Annotated in this window: 29 protein-coding genes; 12 read left to right on the top strand and 17 right to left on the bottom strand. The window is 53.9% G+C overall.

What is annotated here, in order from left to right:
- Window positions 1-6: 6 nt before the first annotated feature.
- The 10 genes from AC2GXZ_RS28885 to AC2GXZ_RS28840 all read right to left on the bottom strand — a co-directional run bounded on the left by AC2GXZ_RS28885 (window position 7) and on the right by AC2GXZ_RS28840 (window position 8,364).
- Window positions 7-1,329, bottom strand: coding sequence for a hypothetical protein (locus AC2GXZ_RS28885; RefSeq protein ID WP_483762711.1), 1,323 nt, complete (start codon window positions 1,327-1,329; stop codon window positions 7-9).
- Window positions 1,330-1,474: 145 nt separating this feature from the next.
- On the bottom strand, window positions 1,475-2,419 hold the full coding sequence (locus tag AC2GXZ_RS28880; protein ID WP_483762710.1) for an LPD7 domain-containing protein: 945 nt from the start codon (window positions 2,417-2,419) through the stop codon (window positions 1,475-1,477).
- A gap of 10 nt (window positions 2,420-2,429) precedes the next feature.
- On the bottom strand, window positions 2,430-2,915 hold the full coding sequence (locus AC2GXZ_RS28875) for a hypothetical protein (protein WP_483762709.1): 486 nt from the start codon (window positions 2,913-2,915) through the stop codon (window positions 2,430-2,432).
- Between the two features lie 23 nt (window positions 2,916-2,938).
- Window positions 2,939-3,193 carry a hypothetical protein gene (locus tag AC2GXZ_RS28870; RefSeq protein WP_483762708.1) on the bottom strand — a complete coding sequence of 85 codons (255 nt, stop codon included), beginning with the start codon at window positions 3,191-3,193 and terminating at the stop codon, window positions 2,939-2,941.
- Between the two features lie 3 nt (window positions 3,194-3,196).
- Complete coding sequence (locus AC2GXZ_RS28865) at window positions 3,197-3,709, bottom strand: YcbK family protein (RefSeq protein ID WP_483762707.1); 513 nt, start codon at window positions 3,707-3,709, stop codon at window positions 3,197-3,199.
- 119 nt (window positions 3,710-3,828) lie between these two features.
- Window positions 3,829-5,046, bottom strand: coding sequence for a type IV pilus twitching motility protein PilT (locus tag AC2GXZ_RS28860; RefSeq protein WP_483762706.1), 1,218 nt, complete (start codon window positions 5,044-5,046; stop codon window positions 3,829-3,831).
- Between the two features lie 4 nt (window positions 5,047-5,050).
- Window positions 5,051-6,343: a type IV secretory system conjugative DNA transfer family protein gene (locus AC2GXZ_RS28855; RefSeq protein WP_483762705.1), complete on the bottom strand. Its 1,293-nt coding sequence runs from the start codon at window positions 6,341-6,343 to the stop codon at window positions 5,051-5,053.
- A 7-nt stretch (window positions 6,344-6,350) separates the two neighbouring features.
- Entirely contained in the window at window positions 6,351-6,890 is a 540-nt protein-coding gene (locus AC2GXZ_RS28850; protein ID WP_483762704.1) for a hypothetical protein, read from the bottom strand.
- A 9-nt stretch (window positions 6,891-6,899) separates the two neighbouring features.
- Window positions 6,900-8,072 (bottom strand): hypothetical protein, encoded by a 1,173-nt coding sequence (locus AC2GXZ_RS28845; RefSeq protein WP_483762703.1) that lies wholly within the window; start codon window positions 8,070-8,072, stop codon window positions 6,900-6,902.
- 10 nt (window positions 8,073-8,082) lie between these two features.
- Window positions 8,083-8,364, bottom strand: coding sequence for a hypothetical protein (locus AC2GXZ_RS28840; RefSeq protein WP_483762702.1), 282 nt, complete (start codon window positions 8,362-8,364; stop codon window positions 8,083-8,085).
- 273 nt (window positions 8,365-8,637) lie between these two features.
- Between AC2GXZ_RS28840 and AC2GXZ_RS28835 the strand changes: the two genes are divergently transcribed.
- Window positions 8,638-9,687, top strand: coding sequence for a hypothetical protein (locus tag AC2GXZ_RS28835; RefSeq protein WP_483762701.1), 1,050 nt, complete (start codon window positions 8,638-8,640; stop codon window positions 9,685-9,687).
- 3 nt (window positions 9,688-9,690) lie between these two features.
- Here AC2GXZ_RS28835 and AC2GXZ_RS28830 read toward each other — a convergent pair whose 3' ends face one another.
- The 5 genes from AC2GXZ_RS28830 to AC2GXZ_RS28810 all read right to left on the bottom strand — a co-directional run bounded on the left by AC2GXZ_RS28830 (window position 9,691) and on the right by AC2GXZ_RS28810 (window position 12,191).
- The gene (locus AC2GXZ_RS28830) at window positions 9,691-10,086 is read right to left on the bottom strand and encodes a type II toxin-antitoxin system VapC family toxin (protein ID WP_483762700.1); all 396 of its coding nucleotides are present in this window, start codon (window positions 10,084-10,086) and stop codon (window positions 9,691-9,693) included.
- Complete coding sequence (locus AC2GXZ_RS28825) at window positions 10,086-10,331, bottom strand: type II toxin-antitoxin system VapB family antitoxin (RefSeq protein ID WP_483762699.1); 246 nt, start codon at window positions 10,329-10,331, stop codon at window positions 10,086-10,088. The genes AC2GXZ_RS28830 and AC2GXZ_RS28825 overlap by 1 nt, the downstream gene beginning before the upstream one ends.
- A 120-nt stretch (window positions 10,332-10,451) precedes the next feature.
- Window positions 10,452-10,820 (bottom strand): hypothetical protein, encoded by a 369-nt coding sequence (locus tag AC2GXZ_RS28820; protein WP_483762698.1) that lies wholly within the window; start codon window positions 10,818-10,820, stop codon window positions 10,452-10,454.
- Between the two features lie 355 nt (window positions 10,821-11,175).
- Window positions 11,176-11,478, bottom strand: a complete 303-nt coding sequence (locus tag AC2GXZ_RS28815) for a hypothetical protein (RefSeq protein WP_483762697.1) — start codon at window positions 11,476-11,478, stop codon at window positions 11,176-11,178.
- The gene (locus AC2GXZ_RS28810; RefSeq protein WP_483762696.1) at window positions 11,475-12,191 is read right to left on the bottom strand and encodes a division plane positioning ATPase MipZ; all 717 of its coding nucleotides are present in this window, start codon (window positions 12,189-12,191) and stop codon (window positions 11,475-11,477) included. The genes AC2GXZ_RS28815 and AC2GXZ_RS28810 overlap by 4 nt, the downstream gene beginning before the upstream one ends.
- An 835-nt stretch (window positions 12,192-13,026) precedes the next feature.
- Between AC2GXZ_RS28810 and AC2GXZ_RS28805 the strand changes: the two genes are divergently transcribed.
- Genes AC2GXZ_RS28805 through AC2GXZ_RS28795 form a run of 3 tightly spaced genes read left to right on the top strand, consistent with a single transcriptional unit; the run spans window position 13,027 to window position 14,331 of the window.
- A complete protein-coding gene (locus AC2GXZ_RS28805) occupies window positions 13,027-13,332 on the top strand; it encodes a hypothetical protein (protein ID WP_483762695.1) in 306 nt (101 codons plus the stop codon).
- The gene (locus AC2GXZ_RS28800) at window positions 13,316-13,732 is read left to right on the top strand and encodes a hypothetical protein (protein WP_483762694.1); all 417 of its coding nucleotides are present in this window, start codon (window positions 13,316-13,318) and stop codon (window positions 13,730-13,732) included. The genes AC2GXZ_RS28805 and AC2GXZ_RS28800 overlap by 17 nt, the downstream gene beginning before the upstream one ends.
- Window positions 13,733-13,752: 20 nt before the next feature.
- Window positions 13,753-14,331: a hypothetical protein gene (locus AC2GXZ_RS28795; RefSeq protein WP_483762693.1), complete on the top strand. Its 579-nt coding sequence runs from the start codon at window positions 13,753-13,755 to the stop codon at window positions 14,329-14,331.
- Here the strand turns inward: AC2GXZ_RS28795 and AC2GXZ_RS28790 are convergent, their stop codons facing one another.
- A complete protein-coding gene (locus tag AC2GXZ_RS28790; RefSeq protein WP_483762692.1) occupies window positions 14,332-14,898 on the bottom strand; it encodes a hypothetical protein in 567 nt (188 codons plus the stop codon).
- Window positions 14,899-15,404: 506 nt separating this feature from the next.
- Here AC2GXZ_RS28790 and topA point away from each other — a divergent pair.
- Window positions 15,405-17,393, top strand: coding sequence for a type I DNA topoisomerase (topA, locus tag AC2GXZ_RS28785; protein ID WP_483762691.1), 1,989 nt, complete (start codon window positions 15,405-15,407; stop codon window positions 17,391-17,393).
- Here the strand turns inward: topA and AC2GXZ_RS28780 are convergent, their stop codons facing one another.
- On the bottom strand, window positions 17,394-17,849 hold the full coding sequence (locus AC2GXZ_RS28780) for a Ros/MucR family transcriptional regulator (RefSeq protein WP_483762690.1): 456 nt from the start codon (window positions 17,847-17,849) through the stop codon (window positions 17,394-17,396).
- Window positions 17,850-18,213: 364 nt separating this feature from the next.
- Here AC2GXZ_RS28780 and AC2GXZ_RS28775 point away from each other — a divergent pair, with 364 nt between their 5' ends.
- The 7 genes from AC2GXZ_RS28775 to AC2GXZ_RS28745 all read left to right on the top strand — a co-directional run bounded on the left by AC2GXZ_RS28775 (window position 18,214) and on the right by AC2GXZ_RS28745 (window position 24,533).
- The gene (locus tag AC2GXZ_RS28775) at window positions 18,214-18,540 is read left to right on the top strand and encodes a hypothetical protein (RefSeq protein ID WP_483762689.1); all 327 of its coding nucleotides are present in this window, start codon (window positions 18,214-18,216) and stop codon (window positions 18,538-18,540) included.
- Entirely contained in the window at window positions 18,515-20,116 is a 1,602-nt protein-coding gene (locus AC2GXZ_RS28770) for a hypothetical protein (RefSeq protein WP_483762688.1), read from the top strand. The genes AC2GXZ_RS28775 and AC2GXZ_RS28770 overlap by 26 nt, the downstream gene beginning before the upstream one ends.
- Window positions 20,117-20,147: 31 nt before the next feature.
- Window positions 20,148-21,026, top strand: a complete 879-nt coding sequence (locus AC2GXZ_RS28765; protein ID WP_483762687.1) for a hypothetical protein — start codon at window positions 20,148-20,150, stop codon at window positions 21,024-21,026.
- A gap of 264 nt (window positions 21,027-21,290) precedes the next feature.
- On the top strand, window positions 21,291-21,935 hold the full coding sequence (locus tag AC2GXZ_RS28760; RefSeq protein WP_483762686.1) for a DotI/IcmL family type IV secretion protein: 645 nt from the start codon (window positions 21,291-21,293) through the stop codon (window positions 21,933-21,935).
- Between the two features lie 16 nt (window positions 21,936-21,951).
- Window positions 21,952-22,998: a DotH/IcmK family type IV secretion protein gene (locus tag AC2GXZ_RS28755; RefSeq protein WP_483762685.1), complete on the top strand. Its 1,047-nt coding sequence runs from the start codon at window positions 21,952-21,954 to the stop codon at window positions 22,996-22,998.
- Window positions 22,999-23,009: 11 nt separating this feature from the next.
- The gene (locus tag AC2GXZ_RS28750; RefSeq protein ID WP_483762684.1) at window positions 23,010-24,236 is read left to right on the top strand and encodes a DotG/IcmE/VirB10 family type IV secretion system protein; all 1,227 of its coding nucleotides are present in this window, start codon (window positions 23,010-23,012) and stop codon (window positions 24,234-24,236) included.
- Between the two features lie 15 nt (window positions 24,237-24,251).
- Entirely contained in the window at window positions 24,252-24,533 is a 282-nt protein-coding gene (locus tag AC2GXZ_RS28745; RefSeq protein WP_483762683.1) for a hypothetical protein, read from the top strand.
- Window positions 24,534-24,535: the final 2 nt, after the last annotated feature.

The raw sequence follows: 24,535 nt of genomic DNA, 5'->3' as shown, positions 1-24,535 counted from the left end.
CACCCCTTAAAATTCAGGGGCTGCGTCAGAATAGATATGATCGTTATCATCATCGGCCGAGTAGTCCTGGCTCGGCGGTGATTGTTCCGCTGACATCTGACTGGCGGGCTCGATGTGGCCTAGCCTGGGTGTGTCATCCGGCGAAGGTGTTTGCGTTGCCAGAAATGTGTCGTACCCAACGGCAGCGAGGTCATACCTAACGAAATGATCGCTCTCTTTCTTATTGAGCTTACCATCGGGGAACATTGACTTCACAACCGGTGAGACAATTTCACCGGTCTCATTTGAGATATACCGGACGCCAAGCATTCCATTGACGAACCCGCGATCAGCAAGATCTTGTTCCGGGGTGCGAACGGTTGCAAATTTGCCGTCCTGATCGAGCTTTCGGCCCAAAACAGCATCAACCATGAACCGCGACGGCTGTAGCGTAGCGCCGGGGATGAAAGTCGCGGGCGTCGATCCGTCTTCGACACTGCTGTAGAGGCTCTGCAATGCTTCGTATTTGTCACCGATCTGGTTCGGCAGCTCAAGATGAAGTTTCTCGAAAGGTATTCCTGCCTTAGCGGCGACTGCTACGGCAGCAACCGCCTCGTTCAGCCTGGTGATTTTTCCAGAAAGGGCGGTCTCAACATCCTTCGTTGTTGTGTAATTGCCGGCACCGTCCTTCGCCATTTTTGGCCGAAAGGCATAGGTGCCCGTCTCGTCACCGAGCTTGATTGTCACGGCGATGTTGGTACGCAGCTCGGAACCGGTATCCAGCAACTGTCCGCTCAACATCTTGTCGAGTGCCGCTCGGTCAACCTGTTCCGAGGTCAGCGCCGACTTGGGGAAATATGCTTGGATGAAGGCAGTTTTGAAATCCTTACCGTCATGTTTGGCGAGTGTTGTCCGAACCTCAAATATCGCCGGCATGGCGATCTCTTTTTCGGGATCAGTGACGACAGCATTCGGCCATCGGCCGTACAGCTCGCCGTTTTCAAGGTCGGGCCTGACGTTTGAGATCGAGATCACGCCGTCGATCGGCACAGCCTTGTTGCCACGAGCCGCGCCAATCTCGCGCATTGTAGTCCGTTTTGCGATTTGCTGTTCGGCCTGCTGCACGCGCAAAGCGAGATCATCGTTGGGGTTCAGGTATAGCTTCGCAAAACGCTCAGCGTCAGCAAGCCGAATAACGACTTCCGAACCGTCTTTTAGGTTCGTGCCCTGGACTGCATACGCTCTCCCCTGCCCGTCTCTCAGATAATCCTCGACCTTAACGTGGACATTGCCAAGATTAGCAGCGCCAGAGCTTTGTCTGGTTCTGAAATCGCGTACAGAGAGCGTCATGACATCGATCCTAGATAATTGTGGTTCGCAAACAAATCGTATATTCGCGCAACACTATGCGCGACCACTAGGATAATCACGTAGAGGCGTATTGTGTCAATGTATGGAGGCGTGCAAAACGTTTACGCTATATGAATGTGAGCGTTCAAGGTGACGGACTATCGTCATTAAAAGGCTCTATATCATATGTGTCATCGTTGGCAGCGGATAGAATATCGCCTATGACTAGGCTTGGTGCTGATTTTATCGTGGACGGTGCCGCGAGGATCGTCGGGACAACGGTTTTATCAGAACTTGGTTCCACACGAGAACGCTCGCTAGATTGTGTCTCAACGTTGCTAGACTTTCTCTCAACGTTTCCACTTTCGTCCACCTTGGCAACTGGTTTTGGGGCGTGCGACGTGCCGGGATCTTTTCCTCCAAGCTCGACTTCGATTGGCGGCTCATAACCGACGACGGTTACTCCGTATTGCTGAGCAATTTTCCAAGCCTGGGCCTTGTATTCGTCGGTCCCGATTAGTTCGATCCGTCCACCCCAATCTCGCTCAGCTTTTACCATCAACGCCACAATCGCTTTTTCCGAAGGCTGGCCCTCCAAGATTGCTTCGTCGCCCCGATCTCGCAGGTATGAGGCGGTGTCTACTTGGACCAGGACGCCCCGTTTCGAGATTGAAACATCGTCGAAACCGGTTTCCTGCCACTTCGCCGCCAGGCCTTCGCACTCTGCGCGCGTGAGGGGAGCGAGTTTGATTGGTTTAGAAGGGCTTTTTGCCCTGCCCCAATCATCGTCTGGATGCTGGAAAAACCGTGCGAGAGTGGAATCCGCCAGTGCCTGTCCCAAGGCTTTCGCTGCGGCACCTACACCGAACTGTCGGACGCTGCCTTTTTTTGGCTCAACGTCGATGCGGTCCTCTTCATGAAAATGGAGGATTACGCGACCATCCTTGCCCTCGTCGATTGAGGCAAGCTTGTCCGCGAAGGGAGCGGGATCGACCTTCGGAAAGTGCTTACGGATGAGATCTAATTTGGTCTTTAGGTCCTGTGGAGAGGCCTGTCGTGCGCCTGGGTGTTCTTTTGAATTGATGTCCATTGACCATACCCTACCAAGGTTTCGTATCCAGTGCCGCTAAACGCTTGGCCACAAGATCGTGAACACTGCGCATCCCGGCAACGCTATCTAGGTATCGCTTGGTACCTGCGAGGGCGTACAAGTCGAACTCGTGATTTCTTTCATCGCTAGCCTCGTCGGAGACGATCGAGACGAGGGTGACGCCAAAGAATGCGTCGGGGTCCGCTTTGACGGTGCAGTTGATGAAGCCTTTACCCGTTGGAGAAAGAAGATCGCAAAGGTCCTCTGCCGCGAGCGCGAAAAGCGGGAGTGTAAACTCTGGTGAAAGCCAGATCGGCGAAACACCTCTGTCAGTATGGAGTGAGATCTCTGAACGGACGAAATCTTGTTCAGCAACGTCACCGCCTATGAACTTCAGAATTTGGCGGGTGATCTCATCCTGTGCTTTTTTGACGCTCGTCTCTGCCGATTTTCGACCAAAAAACTGGCGAAGCATCAGCTCTGCGGCGACCATCATGTCCGGTCTCTTGTCCGTCGCCGTTACCATTCGCGGACGCGCCATTCAAAGCCAAGCACAAAACGGCACCAGAGGTAATTTCCGTACTCTAGGGGGCCGAGCTGCCGGCGACCTGCCAAAATAAGGTATGCAATATACAGCAGAGCAAGAATGAAAACGAGATAGCCCATCCCGCTGCCGGCCGAGACCGCTCCGAGCCATAAAGGGAAGAAAATCAGAAATGAGGGATGGAGCCCGAAGAAGTTAGGTGAAAGTTTTGACCAGCGATAATCGATCATGGCTCATCCTCTCCAACGGCGACCAGGTGCGCCGACATCAATGTGCGTAAAGGTCGGGTAAATTCCGATCCCGCCAGCGCCAAGCATGTTTCCCGCGTTGGCGACAATAGCGGGTGCGAAGCCAGGGACACCAAGATCGCTCGCCCGCGCGTTCAAATGCTCAGATGCGACTGCGGCACCTTCAAGCTTGGCGTTATGTTCAGGTGTTCGATAGCCACTGGTGAGGATGAGCGGCACCGGTGCCCCGGCCATGCCGGAAAGAGACGTCTGCACGCGGGACAAGACATCGAACAGGCCAACCGAGACGGTGACGCCGACGTTCTTATCATTCACATCGCGCCAGAAATACGAAAGGTTGAGGCATTGAGCCGGGACGATAGCGAGGCCGAGGCGATAGTCCCGATAGAGAGCGATGATTTCTTCACCAGAGGGACGCCTCAGCCATAGACGATCGAAACCGACAGGATTATTACGCAAATAGGCGCGTACATCGTTGGGATTGCCATAATCCGACATGACCGCTTCTGTAGCGCGCCGGACTTCTCTCGTCTCTGCCGGGGACGCGCCGAAAGCGTCATCGACCGCCGCATAAGCCGATACCGCCAAGCCAGAGAGGAAAGAACGCCTCGATAGCATCAGTGCAGATCCTCGATCTTGACGCGGTGGTACCCAAAATTGCGGAGCACCCACAGCGCGGTTTCGTCGCTGATGATTCCCTCACGCCACCTCATCTCAACGGTTTTTTTAATCGAGCGCCCTTTGTCCCCAAGCTCGCCGCTGTCGAGCATCTTGCGCATGACCCGGTCGTATTTGCTCGGTCCAGCGTCTTCAAGAGCGCGCCGGATGTCATTGTCGATGACGATCCATTCGCGAAGGCAAACGTATTTGCCGGGATTCTCCTTCCGGGGCACCAAGCGTTGCGCGACGATCATGTTTGTCGTGGCCAGCACTGAATAGAAGGCCTGGCTCTGATATTCTGATGGGAATTTTTCGAAAAGGCGTTTGAATGTAAGGTCCGTGCTGTTCGCATGGGTGGTTGTGTAGATGGGATGACCATTGTTTGCGGCCTCGACCGCCGACGATATCGTCTCCGCGTCACGTAGCTCGCCTATAAGAATCAAGCATGGCTTCCGGCGCAATGAGTTGCGTACTCCGGCCGCGAATGACGGCAAATGCAGACCAACTTCACTTTGGGAAATGATGCAGCATTTCGACGGTACCTGATCGAATGTAAACTCGATCGGAGCCTCATAAGTTAGGATGTTCCCCTTCATAGAGGTATTTCCAGCCAAAACGTCCATGATCGAGGCCGCAATGGTGCTGGTCTTTCCAGAGCCGGTCTCGCCAGCAAATATGACGGAGCCCATCCCGCTGTCGAGATGAGGGATGATCTCCGCTTCTAGGCCGACAGTTTCGAACGTGGGTGGGTTCGAAGGGATGTATCGGAGGGCGGCCTGATAACCCACATCACCGTCGTAATAATTGGCTGTGAGATTTAAGCGGAATCGATGTTTGATCGGATAGCCATCAGCGTCCAACTTATCGGTATCATCGATCGAAAACGCGGAATCGAAGTCGTTGCCCGATTGTAGCCTGGCAACGACCGAATCTTGGTTCGTGATCCAGCGCATGACGTTTTCCATCGTGCTTTTTTTGACTGGATTGGTGATCCCGACCATCTGGCCATGGTGGGAAACCATCACCGGCTTGCCTGTCTGAATGAAGATGTCGCTGACGCTTTTGCGCACTGCTGTCGTCAGCAAGAGACGGAGGTCTTCTTTCTGATCTAGGCGAATGTTTGAGTTATCGACACCCCCGAGCCAGGTGCCGTACCGATCGTCAAGCTTGGACATTCGATCATTGCCCCCGAGGAGCCGTGTTCTTCAGGCGTTCTTTCTCAAGAGAAGCAGCTACAGCTTTTGTGCTCTTGAACTTGGGCTGGACAGTGAGATTGACGGTGATCCGCTCACCTACAGCCTTCCGGCCGTTCAAATAGATCGCTCCGCCCTTGTGGGTGATCTTAACGTTCGTCAGGCTAACCGCACCCTCATCTGCTAGGCGGCGATATGTTTTCATACCGTTGAAGTCGCGGACAAGACGGTCCATGCCGGCTGTGAACTGAGCGCGAGCTTCTTTCACGCCTCGTTCCCATCCATTACGGGCTGCTTCAGCCCACACGGTTTTGTCAGCACCGTCTTTTACCTTGATGCCTGTCGGAGGCGTTGGCCCACCGCCATCCAGCATCATGTAATCCTGCCAGACCGGAATTTTCACGGTTACATATGCTGGTTGCACGATTTGATAGGCGCCTGTGGTCAAATACAGGTAGTTTGCGGATCGCCGCTCGATAATATCGGTGACTGTGGTGATGACGGGGGGAACAACAGCTCCGTCAACTTCCATCAATGAGCGGAAATCGAACTTCTGATCCATCGAGTAGCGATATTTCAGCAGAGAGTTATTGATCCTCTGCGCCTCAGCGGCAAAACCAGCCTTGATACCGACTTGATACGCTGCGTTTCGGATCTGTGTCTGCCGAACGTTAGTGCCCCTCGCCTCCCCGGAATAGAATGACGAGTTTGGGTTCATGATGTCGGCTCGGGTGTAGGTGCCGCCATCATAGGAACCGCTATAGGCCGGCGGAGCTGCTGTAATAGGTCCTGCGGTATTCCCGACGCCACCGCTGGTGGTCGAAGGCGACTGGTCGATGAATCTTCCTTGCTGACGGGAAAAGGTCGCGGCAGGTGCGCCGTCGTTCAAGCCAAATGTCTTCTGATCCTGGGCCGCGTTCGCTTCCGGGCCTTGCTGGTATTGTTGACCGTAAGGGCTTTGCTGTTGCTGGCCACCATATGCACATGGATACACATATGGTGGTGATCCGCAGAGCTGCACATTTCCGTAAGCCTGACCGCCGACAGCTCCGCCTGGGTTATAGTAGCCTACACCGCCGTTGTACCCTCCGCTCGCCAAAGCTTGTGCTTGTGCTGCTGCGAGCGCATTTGCCTGTGCCTGCTGCTGAGCAGTTGTCGCCTGATTGCCCCCGAAGGTCATGACGGTGGTTTCGCTGGCGTCTTGTGCATGCGATGAAACAATGGACAACGCCAAGAACGTTGAGGCCAATATAAGAGAACGGCGATCCCCGAAATTCATTTAACCATCACCCCTTGAAGGCCATTAAAGCTTGGATGTTAAGCCCGTTGAATGTGTCGTCTGACGATTCGGGTTCTGCAACGACTTGCTCAGGTTCCATCTTTGAACGCTTGTTGTCTTCAGGTGGATCATCATTAGCCGCGTTATCACCCGCGCTATACGCATCTGGACGCATATTAGTACGTACATCAACGGTAAGCGCTTCGTCCTTGTCGTTCTCTATTAGACGAGAACGCTTATTATTAAAAGTCTCTGTAGGTGTTGAGCGTCCAAGAAATGGGTCGTCTAACGTTGACGGGTCTACCCGCTCAGACATCTCGATAGGACGAGGCGGAATAAAGGACGACTTATCGCTCTGGATGCCAAGTTCCTGCATCAGGCCGAGCAACATTAGCCTTTTCATCTGGTCTCGTCGCTTGCCCTCGGGCACCTGTTTATAGAGATAATCGACAAGGATGGCGTCTAAGCCTGATGAGGCGAAGACAAAACCATCTTTGCGGATCGACCTGTCGGACGCAGGTTTTTTGCGAACGGCTTGTTTCGGCATCGGCTGACCTTAACCGCGCGCCGCCTTGGCGACATGCAAGCTCTTCAAAACTTTCAGCATACCGTTGGCATTGGCGAACTGCGGCTGGTCTGGAATCAAAACGACGGAAGGGTTGAAGAGGGTGCCGATTTTTTCCTTGAGAAGCATCGATCCGCCGCCGACAAAAATCACGTATGCCAGATCTGAGGCATCCTCCAGATGGCGCAGCAGGGGCTCACGTATCTTCTGGTAAAGCCGGTTGAGGACTTCGTCAGCCTCGGCGCTCACATCGTGCAGCTCACCAAAAATCGGTACCTTCTTGCTGAAGAGCGCCTTTTCCGGGTCAGCGACACGCCGCAGTTCGAACTTCTGCTTGATGAGTTCTCCAAGCTGGTCCGATGCGTCGAGGGTGCCCTCCTTGAGGCTGGTGGAAGCGGATTTTTTGATCATCGGCTGATCGCTCCCCTTTCCTGTCCACGACCCAAAAACGATGTCAGTGGTTTTACCGCCGATGTCGATAACTGCGTATGAGGACGAGTGCTCGAACCGGGCGGCAAAGGTCGCACTCGCTCGAACCGTCGTCTGGTCATATTCGATCATGCAATCGAAGAATGTCGCGACCCCTTCGGAGAAAACCGACTGTTCCGTGATCTCATAGGTGGGTGCTTTGGGTTTCAGGGTTCTTGGGTCAATCGCCATCACACTCTTTGTGATGTTCTCTTTCTTCCGCGCGATCAGCTCTTCATTGTGCATCCCCGACGCCGGCAGATGGAAGTCAGAATATGGAAGTGCAGTTGCGAGCGTAAAGCTAACGTTGCGGCCTGCGGCAATTGTGTGGAGCGCATGATTGACCAACACACGATTGCGGTCGGACGTAGGATAGTCCTGGGTGCGATTTTCGTTGTCGCTTCCAGAGCGACCTCTGCTTACGACCAGCATAGGCGAGGCTGATGAGGTGTCAGCCGGATTGGCATTGGCGATGTCGAACGCGAAGTAGGCGTCTGGTGGCGCTGCCCCCGTTGCATCCATCTCCTCCCATCCTCGGATCGTTCGGGAGGGGAAAGAAAAATTCTGTATCGGGCCAGATGTGCCGTCCGCAAAATATGCGACTTTGATTTCGCTATGGCCGTCGTCGATCGCGACCAAGATTTCGCGTTGCTGATCTTCGACCGGCGACGCTGCCTTTTTCTCTGCCGATGCCATATTGTAACTCCTACGATGATGGGGCGACAAGGACCCGGTCGGGTGCCTGGCTAGTCTTGCTGGTGCTCTCCACGCCGCGCTTTGACATTTCGTGCGCGACGAAGGCGTCGGTTGATTGCTGTCCTTCCGTGGTGGCGCATCCTGCGAGCGCTGCCATGGCCATCAGCGCCCCGATCATCATCTGGCTTCTCATCAATATCTCTCCGAACTTCCTTTGATTTTGGGCTGCAATCTCGATTCCGCTAATGGTTTCAAGTGGATGTAATCCGCTTGCAGCAAATTCAATCGCCATATCCCTTTGAAAAAGATGGATATTTGCTTTGTGACGATGGAGGACAAGTCGAGATATGTCAATCTAATTGACGAAGAAATCAGTTTGATTACCATGCAAACCGATGTTGGACGCTTATTGGGGCGCATTAAAATGCGAAAAAGGATTAAAATACATGCGGTTAGAGCTTGAGATTACATCGCATTACAGTGGCTGTAAGCGGATGCAAACCCCTTACAGCAGGAGCAATATAGTAGGGGGGAAATCAGGTTTGAGAAATTTGAGGTGGCTGTGATGTCGGTCAGTAAGTCGACTGAGGAGCTGTATGGCTCTCACGCCAGGCGTTTTATGAGGTGGCATGAAGAGCGCGGTAGCGATGTCAGTGATCCACAGCGATGGGTGGATGCCCTTCAAGAACTGACGGCCGGCCTTTCGAAAAAGACGTGGCGGCTATATCGAAACGCGGTCAGTTGGCACCTTCGGGAGACCTATGGAGGTGTCTTCGCTGGCACGTTCCTGACTGCCACCGACATCGTTGAAAAGCCACCCACGAAGACGAAGAGGTTGCTTAGGCATATCGAGCCCTCCGTGTTGAAGACGATCGTCACCACTCTCGTCGAGCGGACGGATGAAAGAGCCCACCGTCTGGCAGATCTGATGATTGCAATGGTGGCAACCGGTCTTCGACAGAAGGAATTCGCGGCGGCAGAACTTGTGAACCGAAATGGATGGGTGCTTGTTGTCGAGAACGCAAAATTTCGCTCACCTACTGATGGCGTACCTGGTCGTGGTAACGGGCGCGTTCGAGAGCTGCACATCGACAGCAACGCCTCCCCTGCCCTGCTTGAGACCATCAAGCGGACAATTGCCTGGTGCCATGGCAGGGAGTGGAGAAAGACACTCGGCCCGCACGTAAACCGAATTTTTCGTAGTGTGATAGATGACCTGGTCAAGCGCCGATCCATCGGGTCGAAATGGAAGAGATTGCGTATCTACGACTGCCGCCACCAGTTTTCCGCTAATGCCAAGGAGCACCTTGATTTGATGGCTGGCGAGGTGGCTGCCGCAATGGGACATCGATCGGTGGTGACGGCAGTATCCCATTACGGCAAGCGAGGGTTCGCCAGTTCAGGGGCGGTTATGGTTCGCCCTTCGGCCACCTCTTTGGCTGCGGTAAGTGAGGCATCGAAAACGAAGGTAAGATCTCTGGTGCAGCGTAGTGAGTTGGCTCGGGCTGGCCGAAAACCGAACGATGAAGTTGGACACGATCTGGCTGCGGAGCCCGGTCGCGGACCAGGTGAGATTTCCTCGTCGCCACCAGGATCACCCTCTCGGGACGAGTGAGCATCACGCGGGCTGGATGTCGGTTTTGCTGTAATGGGTACCGTCGAACAGAAGAGGTCTTCGATAGGCTTTCGCGCAGGCGTATGCCATGCAGTCCCCGAAATTCAACGAAGCCGGATGTCGGCCTTTGCCAAAGCTGTCATAGGCGTCGATCGCGATCGATCCCGTTTTGGGAGTCAATGAGACAATTTGGATAGCCTGGGCCTCGATGAAATTTTCGACAATCACCTTCGCTTCACTAACGGGCATGTCAAAAAATCGAGCAACGCTGAGTGTTGTTTCCCATACGGCAATGGGAGATGTTAGGCGGTTTTTTGCTATGTGCATCCGGGCTGCGAGATTGTCGCCGTGATCGTCGTCTGTCAGCATGGCGACGAGCGCCGAAGCGTCAATGAACATCATTTTCCCCCGTATAAGCTATCGCGAAATTGCTTGTCCGCTGGAAGCCCACGCTCGCCCGCTTTGGCTCTCAGCTCTTCACGAAAGTTGCGAGCGATGTCCACGGCAGTAGGCGCATCTTCATGCCTCTCGATCGCCTGGAGTAAAGCTTGTTTTACCGCCTCCGACTTTGTCTGTGCTTTCGATAGTGTCATGAAACGCTTAGCCAAGTCATCGACGCTGTCATCTTTAATGAAGAGCGGCATGTGCGAAAGGTCCTCGTTCAAAGGATATCCATTTTAGGATATACGGATATCCTACGCGGGATATCCGCTCGATCGCAAGGGATATTTACATGCTACGGATGATTTGCTGATAGTCAACGACTACCAGACTTTTGGGAGAACGTAGGCGACTGCAACGACAATAATCGTCAGCCAGAATATGTTCGTTATCCCCGCCGCTATCCGCTGGGAAGTAACATTTGGTGTGTTGCTCGCCGATTCCGTTCGGGGCTGTCCATTTGTCGTTGCAAAATTCTGGTCAGCCTCGATCTCGGCATCTCGCCGTTCCTGAGCGCCTACAATTCCACAGATCATTTGGCGTGTGATCTCGTATCGGCTGATGCCGTCTGTAGCGAGTTGTCCTAGTCGTTCGTCAAGCTCAGCCTCTGCTTTTGCCCTGATTGCCTCATCCGGGGAAAAGAGGTGCTTGTAGAAGGTCTCATCAAGCGACGAGGTGTCGTTCGTCGTCAACGCCTACATCCTTTGTATATCGCAGGAACCCGGCTCCTTCGATCTCGCCGTCGCCGTTCAGTCTGCCCGTCAAGACAAGCTTTTCGGGTAGGTTCGGATATAGAGCAAGCTCGTTCATAAGTCGCCTGAAGGAGCGACCTTTGATCCGAGCTTTGACGGATCGAGAGTTCCCGCCCCCATATGGGATTGTCAGGACGACATCTGGCTGAGCTTGAGTACGGCCTCGATCGTCCTGAGCTGGCACGACTGCGTGCCTCGGCAAATCAGCGACCCGGATGCTGATCTGCACGACCAGTGTTTGTGACGGTAATTCATATCCGATGGAGTTTGGCATATCAGCACTCCGTCCCTGCCCCTAAACCTGCTTCTCTTTCATCCAGATTTCGATGATCTGACCGTAGGTGTATCGGTTCTCTTCGCAGAAATCCCGAAGCTTCTCCGCCACACTGATCGGCAAACGCACTGAAATCTGCGTCGTAGGTTCACGCCTCCTGCGCGCAGAGACCGCTCTTGGTTCTGGCTCGCGGCCGGCAAACCCGTTACGTTCTGCTGCACGGTCAGCTGCTGCAATCTCAGTTTGGCTCGGGGCTTCATTTTCGTCGGGAAGCGGAATTGACTTAAGACCGTCTAAGGAAAACCTTTTCGAAGGCGTCGTCATGCTGCGTTCTCCTTAGTCTGGACAGCGTCTGTAGGTGTCATAGCGGCAAACACCTCCCCTGCTAGTTCCTCTGCGTTCTCGATGGCTTTCTCCAATCCGGAGACTTTGGCTGCATCGAGTTCATGGAGTGCAACTCGGTCCATGAATATCGTGCGGTATGCTTCTCTCGCCCTAAGCTGCGTGCTTAGCACCTGGACGCCGCTTTCCTTTGCAAAAGCCTCAAATTCCTTATGGATTTTGGACTTGAATGCGTCCGATTTGGTTTCAACCATCACGCATACATATGGGACGGTTCGGCCAATGCCTTCCATCTCGTCCTGGATAAGCTTGATAGCTTCTATGGCCCCGTCGATGTCCTCGGGGCTAGGGCGAACTGGTATCAGGACCAGATCCGCGCGCAAGATGACGCGGGAGAGAACCAAGGCGGCACGACCGGGTGTATCAAGGATTACGATCTGATTACGAGACCGTAGGTCTTTGAGGACTTCGAAGAAATCGTCGTTCGATATGTCGGCCACAACCTCGATGTCACATTTCGTGTTGACGGGAAGTTCGCCTTTCTTCCCCTCCTTCCACTTTTTCTGTGTTTTCTGTGGGTCGGTGTCCATGATGGCGACTGACGCCCCGTTGCGACTGTATGTGGTCGCCAGGACGTTTCCCAAAGTCGATTTTCCAGCGCCGCCCTTCGGGCTCATGATCGCGATTGTTGGCATTGGCCTTCTAGTCCTCGTCGTTAAGTTCAAGCCGGAAAGGCGGAGTGTAGGTACCAACAGGTACCTTGCTGCGTCTGCCGCAATTAATACGAATTGGGATAAACCAGTACCATTTAATGGCACCTAACGCAATGCAAAACGCACTAAATGCATGCAACCGCTATCGGTACCGGGCGAATGCATCTGCGGTGTAGCGAAAGCAGTTAACGCGAGGTGGGTGCATGTGATGCAATGCGCGGCGTACCGCCAGCAGTTAAATGCAGTTGGTACCATATGGTACGGACGCTAGAGGTGGTACGATAGTGAAAATACTGCGAATGCAACCTAAATGGTTCAGGAGTCGGTTACAATGACCCTAAGCAGGAATGCTAATCACTGAAAAAACTAGGAAATAGTTAGGTTGCGCTGCAATAAGGCGGCACGTCGGACTTGTCGGGATGATGCAGTAATGTAACAAAGTTATACGAAAGGCAGCGGTGAGTTGGCGGCGACTTGAGAACCGTCAAAAAGAGGGGCATTAAAAATGAGATCAAAATGTGGGGGCATATAATGGTCAAAGTGCGGTCAAATCACGCGCACATCTAGTGTCGAATAGCGTTGAATACGATGTATTGTATGTTTATCGGGCAGGTAAACGAGTAATTCGCAGGTTGACACCCATAGATGAGCGTTTTAGAAATCCGTGATCGTTTTTTGTGTGGGCATAATAGCGTTGACAGGCGTCTAGCCGCGCTCAAGGTACCTATTGAATCGTAAAGAGTGCAAAAATAATTACGTTGTCGTTGGGTAAATATACCCATCAACGCTGATAGTGATGATACGGCAGGAGAATTTGGTGACAGAGGCCCATGACGTTCTACGGTATGTACCGCTTGTCTACATGGTAGCGCCGTCCACCGGGAAGCGTGTTTGTGTCGCCCTGCACAATGGCCTTTCGGCTGCTGACGCCCACGATCTCGCAGCCCGCTCCATGGAAACCAAATTCACGGATTCAGCTCTCGATGTTCTGCACGAGCTACGGCTGGTGAAGCTCATTGAGCACGCGAAGGACTGGCGATTTATGACCGACGATGAACGGATGGAGTTCTGCCTCACAGTGCCGAATGTGTACGAAGAGCAGGCTGATGGCGAACAAATCTAAAAGGAGCCGGGCCGTGCTGTTTAGAGCAACCGCTATCGCTGTCGCGACCGTCATTTCAATGTCTACAGCCCACGCTCAGCAGCCTGCCTCACAGCAGGCCGCTCCGCAGCAAGCCAATCCGCAGCAACAGCCGGCGCAAGCTAGCCAGCAGCCTCAGCAGCAGGGGCAGGCCGACGATAGGAAGGGTGGACCGCGCTGGCAGTATCAGTCGGAGCAGTCTGAAGCTCGAACCTATACGCAGCCAGGCTATGCGCCCTCCATTCCGTTGGAGGTCGAGCAGCTCCGGAATCGTGTTGCAGCGCTCGAAGACAGAGCAGAACGGCTTGAGAAAACATTGAAAACGGCTGTCGAGGTCATCAACGCTCAGACCGAATCCATCCAGAAGCTTAGCGGCAATTAATAGGGAAGGGCCTGTCTACTATGCCCGATCTTATTGACCTCTTTAACAAGCTCGCGGTAGTTCTTCCTTCGGCGACAACGCTTGTTTATACATTCATGGGTTTGGCTGGCCTGACGATCGGTATTCTCGCCCTGGCGGATGCCTATCAGCATGCTATCGGCGAGGTGTCGCCACGTCTTCCGTCGAAAGGAAGCATACCTTTCCGCCTGCTTCTTGCCGGTGCGATGGTGGTTTCGCCACTATTGCTATGGCGAGCAGCAAATACCTTCGTCCTTGGCGGGGAGAGAACGCTTGATATGTTCTCATATGTTGGGGGAGGGGAGAACACTCCTTACTGCGACCTATTCCACCAGAGCTTGGCGTACTTTTTCATGTTTATCGGCTCGATCGCTATCGCGACCGCCGCAATTCAAGCAAACGGGATCGCGACAGGCAGGAATAACAAGACAGCATTCGGTCCAGTGGTATTCTTTATAGGCGGGGTGCTGTGTTTCTTCATCGATGATGTTGGCTCGATCATTGGAAACACTGTCGGGATGGATATAACGTTAGACAATATCTGCGCGAACCTGTCGCCCGCTGCGAGCGGAACACCCTAATTAGGGCGCTCGTTTCTGAAGAAACGGTAGTTCTGATCTGAGCCATTCTTTGAATGGCGATTTTGCTTCGTAGACGCGCATATTCGCAAACTGCCACGAGCGGTATCGAAATCCAGCGGACTGTACCCACAGCAGTGATCCGAGCAGCAAGCCGCCAAAGAATGTAAAAGCGCTCCCGTTCCAGGCTGATAGGAGAGCCGCGGCAGTAGCTAGAGACAAACCAACGTAGAACATCTGGTTGGATTGCATCATAAACTTGTTGGATCTCGCCATAGCGTCAGCGGGATCTATGGAGAGCGGTATCGAGTGATCGCAGGATACGCACACCAGCACGGCGTTGCCCTGGCCCTCAACAGTCCTGAACTCCATTCGACTTTGACATTTTTCACATATGTGACCCTCTGCGTCGATCGAGGACTTGAGCCTAGCTAGAAACGAAGCCTGGTCGGCAACATTTCTTATCTGCTGTTTGAATGGGTGCAGCCGGATCGGTACAAGCCGTGGCTTCAGGTGTCGCAGCGGGCTTTTCGGCTGATCTGGCTCGGTGCTTTTGTTCTTCTTGGCCATGCTTAATCCGTGATTTGGGCGCTAAACAGGACGAGTTGCGCGAGGTCTATATCGCGTTTGCCAGTATAGATTAGGTCCGCGCTGAAGCTGTCCCTGCCGTCTGTATCGGCCCATTTTGACCACCTGGTAAGATCTGGCCGAACATATATTGCGGAGGTGCTTGAGGGGTCATCCTGCCACACTGTAGAAATCTCGTCTTCGTCTACGACATATTCGAAGCCATCGACAGTTAGCGTTTTTGGAAGATCGGCGTTGTCGATATAAGCGAGTAGTAGTGCCCCACGTAAACGTGGTGAGATATCGGCGTTATCGAGGTCGCTCCTCGTAAATGGTACGCTTATCGGCACTTGAACAACTCCATTTAATATTGTCGAGAACATACATAGACGTTAAACGTTGTGCGGCAACGTCTAGGTGAATGCTCGCAGTCGAACTATGATCGTTGATCAACGTTGCGACGCCGCAATGATCCCTTCAATAGCTAAAGCAAAACGGTGGAAATCGCAATGAAGCTGATGATCGTCGAGTCTCCGAACAAGGTGAAGAAAATCAGCTCAATTCTCGGCGGCGGTTGGACGATTGCCGCTAGCGTTGGCCACATAAGAGACCTGCCGCAAGATCGAGCCGGCGTATCGGCACCAAATTACAAGCCGCTTTACGAGGTGACTGAACGGGGTAGGGGGGTTGTAGCCAAACTTCGCGACCTTGCCGCCAAAGCAGATGAGATATTCCTTGCGACTGACCCCGATCGTGAAGGCGAAGCCATAGCATGGCATCTTGCTGAAGTGCTGCACCTCAAAAACGCTCGCCGCGTGACCTTCGACAGCATTACCGGGCCGGCGATCAACGCGGCATTGTCGAATCCGCGAATGATAGACATCGATCTGGTTCGAGCCCAGGAGGCGAGAAGGGTGCTCGATCGTCTCGTAGGCTTTACGGTCTCGCCAGTGCTTGGACACTTGTTGAAGGAGAAAGCTAGTGCCGGGAGGGTCCAAAGCCCTGCTGTTCGACTTGTGGTCGAACGTGAGCGCGAAATCTCTGGCTTCAAGCCCACCCATCACTATCTCGCGCGGCTAAACTTCGACGGATCTCGTTGGGCAGCAGGCTGGTACGTCAAGCGTTACCTGGCGGAAGGCTCCAAATATATCCTCGACCAAGATCTCGCAGAGCAGGCCGCGTCCGTCCGGGACCTGCGGGTTGTCAAAAGCGAGAGAAAGGACGTTGAGAAGGAGCCGCCGCCACCTTTCACCACATCCACATTGCTCCAGGCCGCGAGTGCAAGACTTCGTTTCAAGCCCGCACAAACAGCGAAGGTGTCGCAGTCTCTATTTGAGCAGGGTCTGATCACATATCATCGGACAGATAGCCAAAATCTCAGCCAAGAGGCAATTGCCGAGATTCGCGAGTATGCGAATGCAAAGGAATTGCCTCTGCCATTGGCGTCGCGGAATTTTGGTAGCAAACAGGATGCTCAGGAAGCCCATGAGGCGATCAGGCCGACACATATTGACGTCGAGAAAGCCGGTGAAACAGCCCACGAGCAATCCCTTTATGACCTGATAAGAAAGCGCGCACTCGCTAGTCAGCTGGCAAATGCGGTCTATTCGACCGTAATGGCTGGCCTTGAGGGTAATGCCGGGGGCAAGGTTTTCCATTATATGGCTCGATCCAACACGCTAAAAATAAAGGGTTGGCGATCAGTCACCGATCGTGATGCGGCCGATGAGACCGAGGATGAGGGAGAGTCGGCCGGAAACGTTCCGTATTTAGAGGTCGGGACCAAAATCATTGCCGAAAAGGGCGAGGTACTTGCGAAGGTCACCGAGCCGCCGACGCGATACTCCCAAGCTGGTCTAATCAAGAAGTTGGAGCAGTTGGGCATCGGCAGGCCATCGACCTATGCCAGCATCATCACCACGATCATGGTTAGGAAATACGTCGAGGAAAAAAAGAACCAGGTCCACCCTGTCGAGCTGGCATTTCGAGCGATGGACGCGCTTACCGGGAAATTTGGTTTTTTAGAATACGAGTTCACCCGCGCCGTAGAGGTCAAGCTCGATCATGTAGCTGCCGGCAAGGCGTCGTATATTGATGTGGTGGCTGAAGCAGACCGGCAGATCCAGCGTGAGTTGGTAGATACCGGTGTCGATTTCTCTGCCATGACGGCGCCGACGACGCCGCAGCTACAATTTGCGCAGAAACTAGCAAGCCAGTTGGGTGAAGAGATACCGGACGCTGCACTCAGCGATCGCTCTAAGCTTGGCGAGTGGCTGGATCGTGCCAAGGCAAAAGCGGACAAGGCATTTCAGGAGCGAATGAAATCCGAGCCGGCGAGCGATGCGCAGGTGGCGCTGATCCAGCGAGCTATCGATGAGGGTAAACACGAACAGCCGGAGGGCTGGCCGACGATCGATAAGTTGTCGGCTAGCCAGATAATTGACGGGCTTATGGGAAGCAAGAAATCAAGGCCGAAACGTAAAGTCAGCCGTCGCTGATCACGAGCGCTTCCTATTCATCCTGCCTTGCTCGCCCAGGTTATTCTTGAACGCAAGCGCAGAGCGCTGTTCGGAATATGATTTGGCGACGAGGGGATAGTCGTCAGCAAGTGCCCATTTGGCTTTGTACTCGGTTGTCGTCATATCATGTACCTGGCCAAGATGGCGCTTCAAGCTCTTGAACTTGTTCCCGCACTCCAGGCAAATGATGTAGTCATCTGTGACGGACTTCTTGATCGAAACGGCCGGCTTGAGGTCTCCTTTGCCATCCTCTGATGACGATCCGCCAAGGTCTTCCTTCAGAGCATCACGGATATTCCGATAGGCGTCAGGGATGTCCTTGTGATCGAGCCTCGTAGTGGGATTCGACAGGTACGCGGTCAGGATTTCCACAGTTCGGTCCATGATTTGGTCTTCGATCTGTGTATTTTTTTGCTTGTTTTCAGAGTTTGGCATTTGGCGTCCTGTTGGTCACACACGCTGCTCATCGGGGATGGGTAACGATTAGGTGTATCGCATCCCGATGAGCAATTGAGGTTTTCAACGTCTACTATCGTTGAATCGCATTCTCAACGCAATTGAAGAATTTCTCTCTATATCAGCGTTATACGCGACAACGTAAATTGCGCTGGGGGCTAGTAAGAGGGGCAAGATCCTAAACGCGAATATGCGTGTGTTCGTGCGTACTTCAACTAGACATGAGTATATTTCACAACTTTCGAATAGACGCCTCAAGGGCGTCTGTGCATGTCACTCCAATTGACGATAACACCAAAACGATTAGTATGGCTTTCGATACAGTGAACCGAACGAGAGCGTTATGCCGACTGATGGTGCGAGGGAAATCGTCGTCACAAACGATGATTTTGTTGAGTTTTGGGAGGCTCGGCGAGCGTTGTTGAGCGCGCTCGGTGGCTACGGCAATCTGCGCTACCAATTCAGTAGCGTGAAATACCAGCGAGCGATGCGCAAAGCTCGCAGAGGCGAGTTGCACCGAGCCGAGCTTATGGAATGCCTGGGTCATATAGCCGCTCGAAAGGACATACCCGCAGTCGAACACGGCGACGCCAGAGCTGTTGCACTCACCGTCATAACAAACAACGATCCAGTCGAGGAAGACGATGGCCCGTATTATGCGCAGCTCTAATCCCGATGGGCGTCTGCTTGACGCTCAACGTGAACATGCAGCCAAAACGTTCCTATCACAGCATCCCGATGTTGCTATGAGATTGCCTTCAAGTCGGGGAGACGACCTTTACACGTCGATCGCGAACCACATTAGCCTTACGGCTGATCCGGGCCGGCGACAGTTGCTGACAGTTGGCTTGCGGCAGGAATTTGAGAAAGCACAGACCAATCTGATCGAAGTGAAGAACGCACGCCCGCAGGCTGCAGGGCGCTTCATTCACGATGCTCGACCAGATCCTGAGAAGCTTTTGGCAGAGCTTTACGAAAACACACATCGGGACGCATCGAACCGTCCACTTGGTAACGTGACGGGCCATGCTCAGGAGCGGCTTGCCGCGAGCTATGCTGCGTTGAAGCTGGTAGAAGTTGCTCGCGATCAGGGACTGTTGCCTGAAAATCCGACGCTAGTCGCAACGAAGGCGATGGTTCAGGACAAGCGGACAAGTCAGGAGTTTCCTGCTGCGCATCGGATGCCAGGTGATCTGGCCATCAAGAATGACGACGGGACGCTGACGAGGCTTACGGACGCCTTCCAGGTCGATCTGAACAAAGTGGCGATCGACAGGGAAATCTTCGGGACTACAGACCGAGTAAATCGTCTGGCGAATGTGGCAGACAGTTGGGCGGAAAATGCCGGGATGAAGGACGCGTTGGCAAAGGCAGCCACCGAAGTCGCACGAGGTGCGAGCCCTCAACGCGCGATGAAGGATATCATCGAGCCCGGATATTCTCAGGCAGTCCAAGCAGCCTACTCTAAGGTGGAGATGAATTTCACCGTTGCCGAGCAGCAGATGGTTAGCGGCGCTATTCTCGATAGTCGCACGATGCAGCCGATTCGGGGCATCGTTGATGACCTAAAGCTGTCCTCCACGGACGCTGAGGCGAGGGCGCATGCGAAGGAGCTGATCCGGCTCACCCTGCATACATATTCTAAGGAAAGCACCCTCTCCGAAGATCACCAGCTACGGGTTGATAATCTTGTAGAAGGTATCAAGGAGAATGAGCAGTCGCTTGGTGTCGTTTCCGAAAATGCCGCCGGCAAAAAGGTGCCGATTTCTGAGCAGGGTTATTATCGCCAACGGGGAATGCAGGCTTACGAAGACCTTATGGGGCCAATCGAAAAGCTTGCGAATGAGGCACTCGCAGCTTCGGTCAAGGCCGAACAAACCTATAATAATCCGAATGCCACTGACGGCCAGATCAGGGCCAGCTTCGCCGCTGTCGATGGCTATAAACAGGCCATAGGGCGATCTCTTGAGGCAATGGAAGGGAAGATGACCGATCATCTTTCCGCACAATTCCGCGATGAAGGGATTAGTGTCCCAAATGCTGATGTAGCGGACTTGTCTAAGGGCGTTATGGATAACGTTAAGATGCCACCAAAGCTTCAGGAGTTCTCGAGATATTCGAAGCATATCGACTATCTAGGGCGCGATTACGCGCATGAACGCCGAGACGACGGACCAAGACACATTGAAGAGCAACCCAAAAACGATGAAGTCAACGTTGAGAACGACTATAATCCTAGACCGTGATGGTTGATTAACGTAAAGGGTGAGGTTATTCGTGGTTAATCCTGAATTGAATGAATCGGTCGAGACGAGGGTGAAGATGGGTAAGGGTGGCGTAATCGCACTTGGGCTGGTGGCGGGGGTATCTCTTATCGCCGTGACCGGTATGGCGACATACTTGATCGTTAAAGAAAGCCAGCCGTCCTATCCTCCGCAGATGCCCTATCCGGGTCAGATGGCGGGACAGTTCCAGCAGTATCCTGGCCAGTACCAGCAGCCACCATATCCGCAACCGCCGCAGCAGTTCCAGCAGCCGCCGCAATACCCGCAGCCGCCGCAGTTTGCAGCGCCGCAAGCTCAGCCGTTTCAGCAGGCTCAAGCGCAGCCGGCACCGAGCGCACCGATTCCCGCTAATCCTGACCTCAAGACCAGTTCAAAAGATATTTTGAATATTGTGTCGAAGCTTGAGGGGTTCACGGACAAGTCTGGCATGACTGAGGCGAATGCCAATCTTGCGCCGATCCAGATATTTTTCGATCCTCGTTGCCCGTATTGCCACAAGCTCTACGACAACATTGCAGGCAAAGCGCCTATTCACTGGATTCCGATCTCGGCACTTTCTCCAGCAAATGGGGGCATTGCTCCCGGCGCGACGATCATTCAGGCGGAGAAGGATCGCCCTGGCAGTGGCGGGAAAGAGGCGATGCGCGCAGCGTTCGACAAGAAGTTGTCAGCGATCACGCCGACCGATGCGCACAAGTCGTCTTTGGAGCAGAACCTTGGTTCCTTTGTCTTGATGGCGAAGACCCTGCCGCCGACCGTGCAGGCAGGTGTCCCATTTGCTTTGATCCCTAAAGCTGACGGTACCTTCGAAACGCATGTTGGCTACACCGAGGGTGACGAGGCAACCATCATTAACGCCTACGGGAAGTAAGCTGATGGCGTTCACGATCCCTAGATTCGGGTTTCCTTCCGACGATCGGATGGAAGCCCCAAGCCATCAGGATAATCGGATAGCTGTGCTTCACCGCGCAGTTGCTTTCGTTTTGAGCGCTCTGGTCGTGTCGGTCGTGGTCAACCTATTCGTGGTGCCGAAGGTCTTTAGATCGGCTGAGGTGATCCCGTATGTGGCGGATGGTGGCGTTTTCGGTTGCCAGGTACGCATCGTAGAAGAACCGAAGCCGCAGGGTCCGTCTTCATGAAAACCAAAGATCAGATTATCTTTGAGAACAGCGCCGCAGCTTCTGTTTCCAAAAGCCTTCGGCTGGCGCTCGTGGCGCTGGCGATCACGTTGTTCATGTCACTCATGCTCAACGTTTTCTCCTTATACGCTCTTCGGAATTGGTTTCCGATCAAGCAGTTTGTTTGGACTCAGGATGCGAGGGCGGTTTGTGAGGCTATTTCGCTCGATCAACCGAATGTTTCCGATGCGCGCGTCAGAAACATGGCCGCAGATGCCGCGATTGAGCTGAACTCCTACGACTATTTGAACTGGCGGCGTCAAATTCAAAACGCCATGAATGGCTACCTGACCACCAATGCTCAGCGAGCCTATTCCAATGCGCTTAGCGGTTCCAATACCATCAAGCGTGTTGAACAGGGCTACTATACCGTCTCGGCTCTATTGGGGAACAAGCCCCCACGCATTTCTGAAACCGGGATGATCGACGGCCGATATTATTGGAAAGTCGAAGTTCCTTTGGTGATTTACTACCGGACGCCGGAAGTCTCAAAGCCTGAGAGCCGCGTCCTGGTCATGACGGTCGTTCGTGTCGATCCGTCGTTCATTAATCCCAATGGTATTGCGATCGACGGGATCACATCAACGCAAGAAGTGAGATGACGGGGCCGAAATGGGGATGAAGTTTGCAATGTTTTCTGGTGCGGCAGCGCTGGCGCTATTGGCGACCAGCGCGAGCGCGCAGGAGAAGGGGCAGGGACCGTGGCGGCAGGATTGTGGTGACAAGACAAAGCCTTGCGCGGTCTTTAAAACTGCAGAACCTGTCACGCAGCCGGAATACCCGTTCGGTGGTCCGAAAAGTCTCCCTGACCCGGATCTTGAGAAGCTTCGCGAAGGTGTGGTCAAAGAAAATCTCGGCACCATGTTGGGGCCGGGTGATATTGGCGCGGTCAATAATCAGAAGCTCGATGCCCAAGGGGCAACTGCTTATCCTGGCTATGCAGGTTCGGCCCTTCCATCGGCACGGCGTCGCGACATCGTCTACGTTCAAGGCCCGCAGCAGGGGCCGGAAGAGTTATGGTTGGCCCAAAACATTCCGTCACCCATTTCTTTTCAGGATCAGTACGGCAACCCATGGCCGATCGCATCTATCGCGTTCGACCCACGTATTTACTCAGTGAATGGTCAGGGCTGTGGCGCGAACAACGCGCCAGCGCCTCTTTCTGATGATCGTCCGACCTTCATCACTGTGACCCCCTGTAAATTCTGGACGTGGGGGTCTTTCTCAGTCCAATTGCAGGACATCAACACTCCAGTCGTGTTTGTTGCCGGCAGCGGCAATGACGAGAGCAAAAAGTTTATCGACGTACCGGTTCTCGTTCATGTGCAAGGTCTCTCTCCGACAGGCAAAAAGCCGAAGCCTGTTGCAAGGGCTAAGCGTCCGAGCAAGCCGAGCGAAAGTGGACCAGATTCTGCTTATCAGGCATTCTTGAACGGAACTCCTCCAAGCGGTGCCACGAGAATGAGCACCAGCGATGGAAGCGCCACCGCCTGGCTGTATCAAGGCAGTCTCTATTTGGTCGCACCATACAAGGTGATCACACCGGATTATGAGGCGATTGCGAGCGGCAATAACAAGAACATTTTCCGGTTTGGTGCGGCCACTTCCCGCGTTCTCGCTTCGGCAGCGGATGGCTCCGAACGCGTGATTTCCATCGGCTACTAAGGGGCGATAACATGGCAGCTTCCAAAGTTTATATCGCAGCCGGTGCGGCAGTCGTCATCGCTGGTGCGGGCGCAGTGCTCTTCCTTACCGGGGGGCCGTCAATCGATCAGGGTGGCAACACGCCCACGAACCTTTCGCAGAACGCTCCCCGGTTGAATACCGACATGCTCAGCCCGGTTGGCCAAGAAGAAGCTTCCCGGCGCGCAACGGCAAATGATCAGAAAGCCGAAGAGGCGAAACAGCAGCCTGATCAAAGCTACGTGGCTCCCCCGGTCATCGCTGAGGAGGTCAACATGGGGGCTGATGGGCCGTTGTCCCAAAAACCGCCAGCAGGCCTCGAATTGCCTGAAGTCAGGCCGATCAATCCTGCTGAGATCAAGGTGCCTCAAAAGGTCGTGGTTACCCGTCAAGCCAACCCTCAGCAGGAGGTCCAGGCAGTTGCCGAGCGCGAGCGCATCAAAGCTGAGAACGATCGCCGCAATCAGCTCGCAGCGAAGGTTCAGGAGCAGGTGAACCAGCTTCTCGCGAATAACGCGCAGCCCAACATCAACATCCAAGGCTATAAAGAGCCGCCGAAAAAAGAAGCGAACGGTTCAGGCTCTGGCTCCGCAGGCAAAGGACGCGGGGCTGCGTCTGGCCCTGTTATATTGGCGGCAAAGCCAGGAGACGTATTCTACGCCACTCTGAAAGTGGGCTTCAATTCGGAAGACCCACGAGGCCTGCCCGTCTATGCGACAATCCATGATCAGCGCGCAAATGGCTCCTATGGGCCGCTCCATGGCGGGGTGTTGGCAGGTAATGTGACGTACAGCAATGATCAAGCTGCGGTCACCTTCAAGCAAATGACTCTTCGGGATGGTCGAACAGCAGCCGTGCAGGCCATGGCGGCTACACTGGATGAAGTTCGGCCTGGCGTTGCTGCGAACGTCGATCGCCACACGCTCTCAAGATGGAGCGGCCTCGTTGTCGGTTCGCTGATACAGGGTCTTGGACAAGCCGGTCAGGATCTTGTTCGCAACGACACCCAAACGACAATCTCGGATGGTTTCGCGACAACATCCGGGCGTGAGGGGATCGATTGGCAGAAGGTCGGCCTCGCAACCTTGCAGCCACTCGGCAGTAATTTGTCCCAGGTGATGGCGCGGAACTTCCAGCGAAAGCCAACCATGTCGAGCCCTGCCGGCACCGACGTTGGGATCGTGTTCTTGCAGCAGGTTACCGTTGAAGCTTCGAAATAAACCGACAGGTGACGATTGGCCGTAAACTCCACTGAAGGTGACCTCTCGAATGTCATCACCAACCTGGACTCAATGTTCCAGAATTACGGCACTGTGGCCCTGATCGCCGCGGCGATCGGGGGAGTTGTATTGTCGGGCTACGCCGGGATGAAGCTACACGCGACGTTGATGGAAGACCATTCGGCGATGATGCAGTCCAGAGGTAGCGTCGGCGGATGTCTGTTAGGCATTGTGATCGGTGGCCTTATTACGATTTCGTCTGTGATCGTCACTTGGTTTGGTCTTCTATACGGGTGATT

This window comes from Aliirhizobium sp. YIM B11859 (genome assembly GCF_057163345.1).
Note: the sequence above shows the minus strand (reverse complement) of the source record. Positions and strands in the feature narration are given on the sequence as shown.